Genomic DNA, 7,963 nt, shown 5'->3' with positions numbered 1-7,963 from the left:
CAGCTCCTCGATGATGTCGACATGGAAGGAAATCGAGCCTCCGGCGCCCAACATTACGTCCTCGGGGCGGATGCCCAGAGTGACCGGGCCAGACCCTTCGGCCGCGCCCAGCACCGTCTCACCGTTGATCATTACATTGCCACCGTCCAGCCGGGCCTGGATCAGGTTCATCGGCGGCGCGCCCATGAAGCTGGCCACGAAGGTCGAGGCCGGGCGGTGGTAGATCTCGGACGGGGTACCGATCTGTTCGATCCGGCCCGCGTTCATCACGATGATCCGATCAGCCATGGTCATCGCCTCGACCTGGTCATGGGTCACATAGATCGAGGTCACGCCCAGACGCCGCTGCAGCGCCTTGATCTCGATCCGCATCTGGTTGCGCAGCTTGGCGTCCAAATTCGACAGCGGCTCGTCGAACAGGAACAGCGCCGGGTCGCGGACGATGGCCCGGCCCATGGCGACCCGCTGGCGCTGACCGCCCGACAGCTGAGAGGGCTTGCGGTCGAGATACTCGTCCAGGTTCAGCATGGCGGCGGCCTCGGCCACCTTCTGCTCGATCACGTCCTTGGGCGTTTTGCGGTTTTTCAGACCATAGGCGATGTTCTTGCGTACCGTCATGTGCGGGTACAGAGCATAGTTCTGGAACACCATGGCGATGTCGCGATCGGCCGGATCGACGTCATTCATGACGCGGCCATTGATCGTCAGTTCGCCTTCGGTGATCTCTTCCAGCCCGGCCACCATGCGCAGCAGGGTGGACTTGCCGCAGCCGGACGGGCCGACAAGAACCACGAACTCGCCATCACCGATGTCGAAACTGGACGGGGTCAGCGCCTCGGCGCCGTTGGGATAGATTTTTCGGATGTTCTTCAGGGATACCTGAGCCATTTGCTTTCCTGCCTTACTTGTCGGATTCCGTCAGGCCCTTGACGAACCAGCTTTGGAAGAAGATGACGACCATGACCGGGGGGATGATGGCGATGATCGCCAGCAGGTTGGCCCGGCCGTATTCGGGAATGCGGTTGCCCTCCAGCACCTGCGTGATCTGCTTGATCCCGCGCACCAGGGTGAACATGTCCTCTTCGGTGGTGATCATGGTGGGCCACAGATACTGGTTCCAGCCATAGACAAACATGATGATGAACATCGCCGCGATCATCGTACGCGACAGCGGCACCAGGATGTCGATGAAGAATTTCACAGGACCGGCGCCGTCGATGCGCGCGGCCTCGACCAGTTCTTCGGGGACTGAGCGGAAGAATTGCCGGAAAAAGAACGTGGCCGTGGCCGAGGCGATCAGCGGAATGATAAGGCCCTGATAGGTGTTAAGCATCCCCAGCTTCTGCACCACCTCGTACGAGGGCAGAATGCGCACTTCGAGCGGCAACAGCAGCGTGGTGAAGATCACCCAGAAGGCCAGCGTGGCAAACCGCATCCGGAAATAGACGATCGCATAGGCGGCCATCATCCCGATGAGGATCTTGCCCAGGGCAAAGCCGATGCCCAGGATGAACGAGTTCTTGAGCATGTTCAGGCCGGTATTCTGCCCCGAGAAGCCCGAGGCCTGGAACATAGCCTTGTCGAAATTTTCGGGCAGCTGATCGCCGATCGTCAGGCTGGGGCCGGTCTTGATCACCTCGACATCCGGAACGGTGGTCATTTGCAGGACCATCAGCAGCGGCAGCATCATGAACAGCGAGCCCACGATCAGAACCGCGTGATCGCCGATGGCGCCCCACCGGATGCGGCGCTTGCGTGGCGGCGTTTGCGAGGCGGCGTAGTCGATCACACCTGCATTTGCTTCGGTCATCGTCTGCCCTCCTCAGGTATAGTGAATGCGGCGTTCGACCAGCCGGAACTGGAACACCGTCAGCGCCAGGACCAGTACCATCAGAACCACCGACTGCGCCGAGCTGCCGCCCAGGTCATTGCCGCGGAAGCCGTCCACATAGACCTTGTAGACCAGCGTCATCGGGTTGTTCCCCGGCTCGCCCTTGACCATGGTGTCGATCACGCCGAACGTGTCGAACAGCGAATAGGTGATGTTCGTGATCAGCAGGAAAAACCCGGTCGGCGCCAGCAGCGGGAAGGTCACGTCCCAGAACCGTCCAGAGGCCGAGCGGTTGTCGATCAACGCCGCCTCGCGCACCGATTTTGGGATCGATTGCAGCCCGGACAGGAAAAAGATGAAATTCACCGGCACCTGCTTCCAGACCGACACGATCACCATCGCGGTGGCGGTGTCATTGAAATTGACGCCCAGTTTGAAATCCCATCCGATCGAACGCGCCAGTTCGGTCAACGGTCCCCAGCTTTGGTGGAACATGATCAGACCGATGAAGCCCGCCACCGGCGGCGCCACGGCATAGACCCACATCAACAGCGTGCGATAGGTCTTGGCCCCGCGCAGAACGTTGTCGGCCTTGACCGCCAGCAACAGCGCGATGGACAGCGACAGAAAGGTGACCAGAACGGTGAAGATCACCGTGAACCAGGCGATGCTGAGGTATTCGCCGTTGCCTGCAAGGTCCCTGTAATTGTCCAGCCCGACAAAGGTCGATCCGAATCCGAACGGATCCTGCAGGAAGAATGACGACTGAACCGCATGCGCGGCGGGCCAATAGAAAAAGACCGAAATGATCACAAGCTGCGGCATCAGCAGCAGGATCGGCAGCCAGCGGGCGGTAAAACCAGCGCGTTTCATGAATTCTCCGTATAACGGAGGGCGGCCGCAGGACCTGCGGCCGCCCGTTTTGCGTCAGTGGGTCAGTTCTGGGTTTTCGCGAACCGATCCAACAGGGCGTTGGCTTCGGTTTCGATGTTGTTGAACGCGTCCTCGACCGAGGTCTCGCCGGTCAGGATGCGGCCGTATTCACGGTTCATCACGTCGCGGATCTGGACGTAGAAACCCATACGGTAACCCTTGGTATGCTCACCGGCCGGCAACGACAGCTGCTTGATGCCAACCTCGGCCGCGGGGGCGCGGTCATAGTGGCCATCGGCCTTGGCCATTTCATAGGCGGCGGTGGTGATCGGAACGTAGCCTGTCTCACGGTGCCACATGTACTGGGTTTCCGGCTTGGTCAGGAACTCGAAGAACGCGGCCGTAGCCTTGTTTTCCTCTTCGCTCTTGCCGGCCATCGCGAATAGGGCCGCGCCACCGATGAAGGTCTGCTTGGGCTCTTTCGTCACGGCTTCCCAATAGGGCAGGAAGGTGGCTGAAAACTCGAACGGCAGGTCCTTTTTGGACAGGCCGCCGAACGAACCGGACGACCCCAGCCAAATGGCAACCTTGCCTTCTTCAAACGGGGTCTGGTTGTCGCTCCAGCCGGTGCCGTACCATTCGAAGAACCCGTTGTCTTTCCAGTCTTTGACGGCGCTGAAATGTGCCTTGATCGCGTCGTTGTTGACAAGAATATTGGTGCCGTCAGCGCCTTCATAGCCGTTGTCGTTGGTGGCGAACGGCAGGTCGTGACGCGAATGGAAGTTCTCGGTGAAGATCCACGGCAGGTGTGATTGAGACAGACCGATATAACCGGCCTCTTTCAGCGCGGGCGCGGTGACGGTCTGGAACTCTTCCCAGGTTTTCGGCGGGGTCACGCCAGCTTTTTCCAACGCATCCACGTTGTAATACATGATGGGCGAGGACGAGTTGAACGGCATGCCGATCATCTTGCCGTCGCTGTCGGCATAGAAATAGCGCACGCCCGAGATATAGTCTTCGATGTCGAACGCAACGCCGTTCTGTTCCAACAGGTCCTGAACCGGAACGGTTGCACCCTTGGCACCGATCACGGTGGCGGCGCCGGCGTCGAATACCTGCAGGATGTTGGGCTGTTCACCCGCGCGGAAGGCGGCGATGCCTGCGGTCAGGGTTTCCTCGTAGGTGCCCTTGAAGACCGGAGTGATCTTGTAGTCGTCCTGCGAAGCGTTGAAGTCCTCGGCAATCTGGTTGACGGTATCGCCCAGTGCGCCGCCCATGGCGTGCCACCAGGTGATTTCAACCTCGGCCATGGCGGCGCTGGCCACCATCGCGATCGCTGCGGCCGACGCGCCCAACTTGAATTTCTGCATGTGAATCCTCCGGTTCGTGTTTGGCCCTTTCGGGCGGGCAAAGCCCATGAAGCTGTGCGGGCGCAAGGCCCCGAGAACGCGTGCACATTGTTCAAAATTTTTTTCTGGCCAATATGCACACGTGTTCACTAACTTCTAAGCATGACATTTTGGTGAAAGAATCGATTCAATTCAACAAATTCCTGCACCTTGCATCTGGTGCCGATCAGACATGACCGACACATCGAAAAAACCACCCTCGCGCCCCCGTCGGGTCACCGCGAAGACCGTTGCCGATCTGGCCGGGGTTTCGCGTTCGGCGGTGTCGCGCGCCTTCACGCCAGGCGCCTATGTTGATTCGGAGAAACGCAGGCGCATCCTGCAGATCGCCGCCGAAACCGGGTATCAACCCAACGCCTTGGCGGCGGGGCTGAAGGGCGGCCAGTCGAACCTGGTCGCGGTCTTTGTCGGCGACATGCGCAGCCCCTACGACGCCGCCTTCGTCGGACAACTGACGCGGCGGTTGATTGGCATGCGGAAATGGCCGATCTTGGTCGATCAGGCGAACGGCCAACCCGAAGCCGCCTTGGACGACCTTCTGCGGTTTCCCTTGGATGCGCTGATCCTGCGCGGCGGCAGCATGTCGCAGCAGATCGTCGAACGCTGTGCCCGGTTTAACGTGTCCACGATTTCGTCGGGACGACCGGTCGAGGGGCCGGGTATCGACACCGTGTGCTGCCGTAATGCCGATGGCCTGCGCCGGTTGACCGAGTTGCTGATTCAGCGTGGCTATCGAAGGTTCGGATTTCTCAATGGTCCGAGCGAGTTCTACTCGTCATCACGGCGGCGCGCCGGGGTGTTGCAGGCTCTGACCAAGGCCGGGCTGCCGCTGGTGGCCGAAGCCGGGGGCGACTATACGGTGCAGGGCGGGCACTCGGCCGCGGTTGAGCTTCTGAACCAGCACCGCATCGATGCGTTGATCTGTGCCAATGACGCAATGGCGATCGGCGCGCTGGCGGCGGCGCAGGCATTGTCGCTGGACGTGCCCGGCGACCTTGCCGTCACGGGATTCGACGATATCGACATGGCCGGTTGGCCGATCTTCGACCTGACGACGGTGCGCAACCCAATCGACGAAGCTGTCGATGCGATCATCCACCTTCTGGATCTGCGCCAGGCCGAGCCGAAGAAGGCCCCGGACCGCATCGACATCGATCCGGTCGTGATCGAGCGCGGCACGCATTGAGCAGCGGCGCACAGCTCGGCCTTCTAGGGTCAGGCCGGACCGCCGGCGAATTGCCTGAGCTCCACACCGCTCTTCTGCAGGGCCTGGCGCACCTGGGCTGCGATCTTCACGGCCGTCGGCGTGTCTCCGTGCAGGCAGATCGTGTCGATGCGGGTGGTAATATGCTTGCCGCTTTCAGTGATGATTGCCCCGGCCTTGACCATCTCGACCATGCGCGCGGCGGCACGGTCGGGGTCATGGATCACCGCGCCGGGCAGGCTGCGGTCGACCAGCGTGGCATCATCGTTGTAGGCACGATCGGCAAAGATCTCGCAGGCTACGGTGCAGCCCAGGTCGCGCGCGGCGCGTTGCTGGGCGGTTCCGGCCAGAACCATGATGATCAGATCCGGAGCCACCGACAGCGCCGCCTCGTAACAGGCCCGCGCCATCGCCTGATCTTCGGACGCCATGTTGGCCAGCGCGCCGTGCAACTTCAGATGACGCACCTGCCCGCCGGCCGCACGCGCCATCGCCTGCGCCGCGCCGACCTGATAGCGGATCAGGTTCTGCAGCGACGGCAGGGGATAGTGCATCCGCTGACGCCCGAAGCCGTGCAGATCGGCAAACCCGGGATGCGCGCCGATGCCCACGCCGTTCTCCACCGCCTGCGCCATCGTCGCGGCCATTACGTCCCAGTCGCCCGCATGAAACCCGCAGGCCACGTTGGCCGACGTCACGATCTTCAGCAGCGCCGCGTCATCGCCCATTTTCCAGGGGCCAAAGCTTTCGCCCATATCCGCGTTCAGATCGACTTGTTGTGCCATGGCACAGGCTCCTTATCTACAAAACGTCCTCTTCGCGGGCGATGGCGCCGCTGATCAGTTGATAGGATAGCAGGTCGGACATACTGCGCGGATCGCGGATCAGCGGGCGCAGCGCCCGAGGTAGCGCGACCCTGACCTGGGCGGCGGCCCGCTCGGCGGCCACCGCTTCGTCCAGCGACACGAAGCGGAACCGCAGATCGGCCCCGGCCGGGGCCTGCGCCACCTTGGGCAGGTCGCAGGGCAGAACGGTGCCGATGCGGGGATAGCCGCCGGTGGTCTGGCACTCGGCCAACAGCACGAAGGGCGTGCCGTCGCCGGTGACCTGGATGTCACCCGGCACGATGGTTTCCGACAGCACGCTGCGCCCGCCCGAGACATGAAAGCCCGGCCCGTCGCTTTCCAGCCGCACGCCCATGCGATTGGCGCGCGCGTCCCGACGGAACGCGGTGGCTTGCAACCGCTCCAGAACGTCTGGGGCGAACAGGTCGGTCTGGAAACTGGCCACGATACGGATTTCTCCGCCCGAGAACCGGTCCTCGGGGTCGAAGGTCATGCCGGTTGCACCGCCCGAATCCGCGCCGATCGCCAGCCGGTCCCCCGCCTTCAGCAGGGCACCGATCCCCGCCGTCAGATGGGCCGAACAGGCGCCCAAAAGCGGGTCGCCCTTCACCCCGCCGCCGATGCTGAGATAACCATAGCTGCCGGCGACGGCGGGCCCGATGCTTAGCCGGGCGCCCGCAGGTAGAAGGTGCGAGGCGTTCCAGACTGCGGTCGCGCCATCGATCTGCGCCCGCATCCGCGCGCCAGTCAGGGCGATGCGTAGATCCTGATCGGCCTGAAATTCTCCGCCCATGCCAGCCATTTCCACGGCGGCAAGACTGTCGGCCTGTCCCAGCAACGCTGCGCCCTCGGCCAATGCAAGCCGGTCCACCGCACCCCCACGCGACAGGCCCATGTCCAGATATCCGGGCCGCCCCAGGTCCTGCACCGTTAGGCCGGGCCCGACACGCAGTATGGTCAGATGCGCGCTCATGCCAGCGCCTCGCAAGTGGCGCCGCCGCGCGGATCGCTGCGCATCCGCGCCAGCGTTTCCGGGTCGGTGGGGGTGAACTGTACTTCATCCCCGGGGCGCAAAAGGAAAGGTTCGGGCACATCGGGCTGGAACAGACGGATGGCGGTCTGGCCCACATGCTGCCATCCGGTCGGCGTGGTGACAGAGAACAGCACAAGCTGCCGCAGCGCCACCACCAGAGCGCCCTCGGGCACGCGCGGGGTCAATTCCTTTTGCCGGGGGATGTCCCAGGCGGGCGGCAATTCACCTAGATAAGGCTGACCCGGGGCAAAGCCGATGGTCTGCACCCGCACCCGCGCTTCGGAAAGCGACCGGATCGCCTCGGCCTCGGACAGGCCCGCCGCCTGCGCCGCCTGCCCCAGCCGCGGCGCCAGATCCGTGCCGAAGACGGTGGGTACCCGCCAGAACCTGCGCCCGCCGGGCAGGTCGGCCGCGTACCAGTCGCGCTGGTCCAGCAGCGCCTGCACCTGCTGGTGCAACGCGGCATGCGACAAGTGCAGCGGATCGAACCGGACGAAGGCCGACACCAGCGAGGACGAGGTTTCCTCGACCCCCGCCCAGCTTTCCGCCTCGAGCGCGGCGCGAAAGGCCAGGGCAGCGCGGTTGGCCGGTTCGCTCAGCGCGGCTGCAAAGCTGATCAGCAGCCCGTCCACCCCGGCGGTTCGTATGATCGGAAAATCCTGCATCGCCCCCGTCACATCTGGTTCGGCAGATAGGTCACGATGCCGGGGAAAACCACGATGATCACCAGCGCCACGATCATCAGGAAGAAGAACGGTAGCGCCGCAT

General features: G+C 63.0%; 8 protein-coding genes. 1 reads left to right on the top strand and 7 read right to left on the bottom strand.

The window, feature by feature from the left end:
• From AC2FM3_RS17530 to AC2FM3_RS17515, 4 genes are all read right to left on the bottom strand, one after another.
• On the bottom strand, window positions 1-888 hold an 888-nt coding region (locus AC2FM3_RS17530), incomplete at its 3' end, for an ABC transporter ATP-binding protein (RefSeq protein ID WP_496684451.1).
• A gap of 13 nt (window positions 889-901) precedes the next feature.
• On the bottom strand, window positions 902-1,810 hold the full coding sequence (locus AC2FM3_RS17525) for an ABC transporter permease subunit (protein WP_496684448.1): 909 nt from the start codon (window positions 1,808-1,810) through the stop codon (window positions 902-904).
• A gap of 12 nt (window positions 1,811-1,822) precedes the next feature.
• Window positions 1,823-2,704 (bottom strand): ABC transporter permease subunit, encoded by an 882-nt coding sequence (locus tag AC2FM3_RS17520; protein ID WP_496684445.1) that lies wholly within the window; start codon window positions 2,702-2,704, stop codon window positions 1,823-1,825.
• A gap of 62 nt (window positions 2,705-2,766) precedes the next feature.
• Entirely contained in the window at window positions 2,767-4,074 is a 1,308-nt protein-coding gene (locus AC2FM3_RS17515) for an extracellular solute-binding protein (protein ID WP_496684442.1), read from the bottom strand.
• Window positions 4,075-4,285: 211 nt separating this feature from the next.
• Here AC2FM3_RS17515 and AC2FM3_RS17510 point away from each other — a divergent pair, with 211 nt between their 5' ends.
• Window positions 4,286-5,299 carry a LacI family DNA-binding transcriptional regulator gene (locus AC2FM3_RS17510; protein ID WP_496684440.1) on the top strand — a complete coding sequence of 338 codons (1,014 nt, stop codon included), beginning with the start codon at window positions 4,286-4,288 and terminating at the stop codon, window positions 5,297-5,299.
• Window positions 5,300-5,328: 29 nt separating this feature from the next.
• On the opposite strand, the gene AC2FM3_RS17505 is transcribed toward AC2FM3_RS17510, so the two are convergent.
• The 3 genes from AC2FM3_RS17505 to AC2FM3_RS17495 are packed head-to-tail and all read right to left on the bottom strand — an operon-like array spanning window position 5,329 to window position 7,860.
• On the bottom strand, window positions 5,329-6,102 hold the full coding sequence (locus AC2FM3_RS17505) for a LamB/YcsF family protein (RefSeq protein WP_496684437.1): 774 nt from the start codon (window positions 6,100-6,102) through the stop codon (window positions 5,329-5,331).
• A gap of 16 nt (window positions 6,103-6,118) precedes the next feature.
• Window positions 6,119-7,135, bottom strand: coding sequence for a 5-oxoprolinase subunit C family protein (locus tag AC2FM3_RS17500; RefSeq protein ID WP_496684435.1), 1,017 nt, complete (start codon window positions 7,133-7,135; stop codon window positions 6,119-6,121).
• A complete protein-coding gene (locus AC2FM3_RS17495; protein ID WP_496684453.1) occupies window positions 7,132-7,860 on the bottom strand; it encodes a 5-oxoprolinase subunit B family protein in 729 nt (242 codons plus the stop codon). The genes AC2FM3_RS17500 and AC2FM3_RS17495 overlap by 4 nt, the downstream gene beginning before the upstream one ends.
• Between the last annotated feature and the right edge of the window lie 103 nt (window positions 7,861-7,963).

The sequence above is a fragment of the Ruegeria sp. BHSB172 genome (genome assembly GCF_059613165.1).
This window is presented reverse-complemented; position numbering and strand designations above follow the sequence as displayed.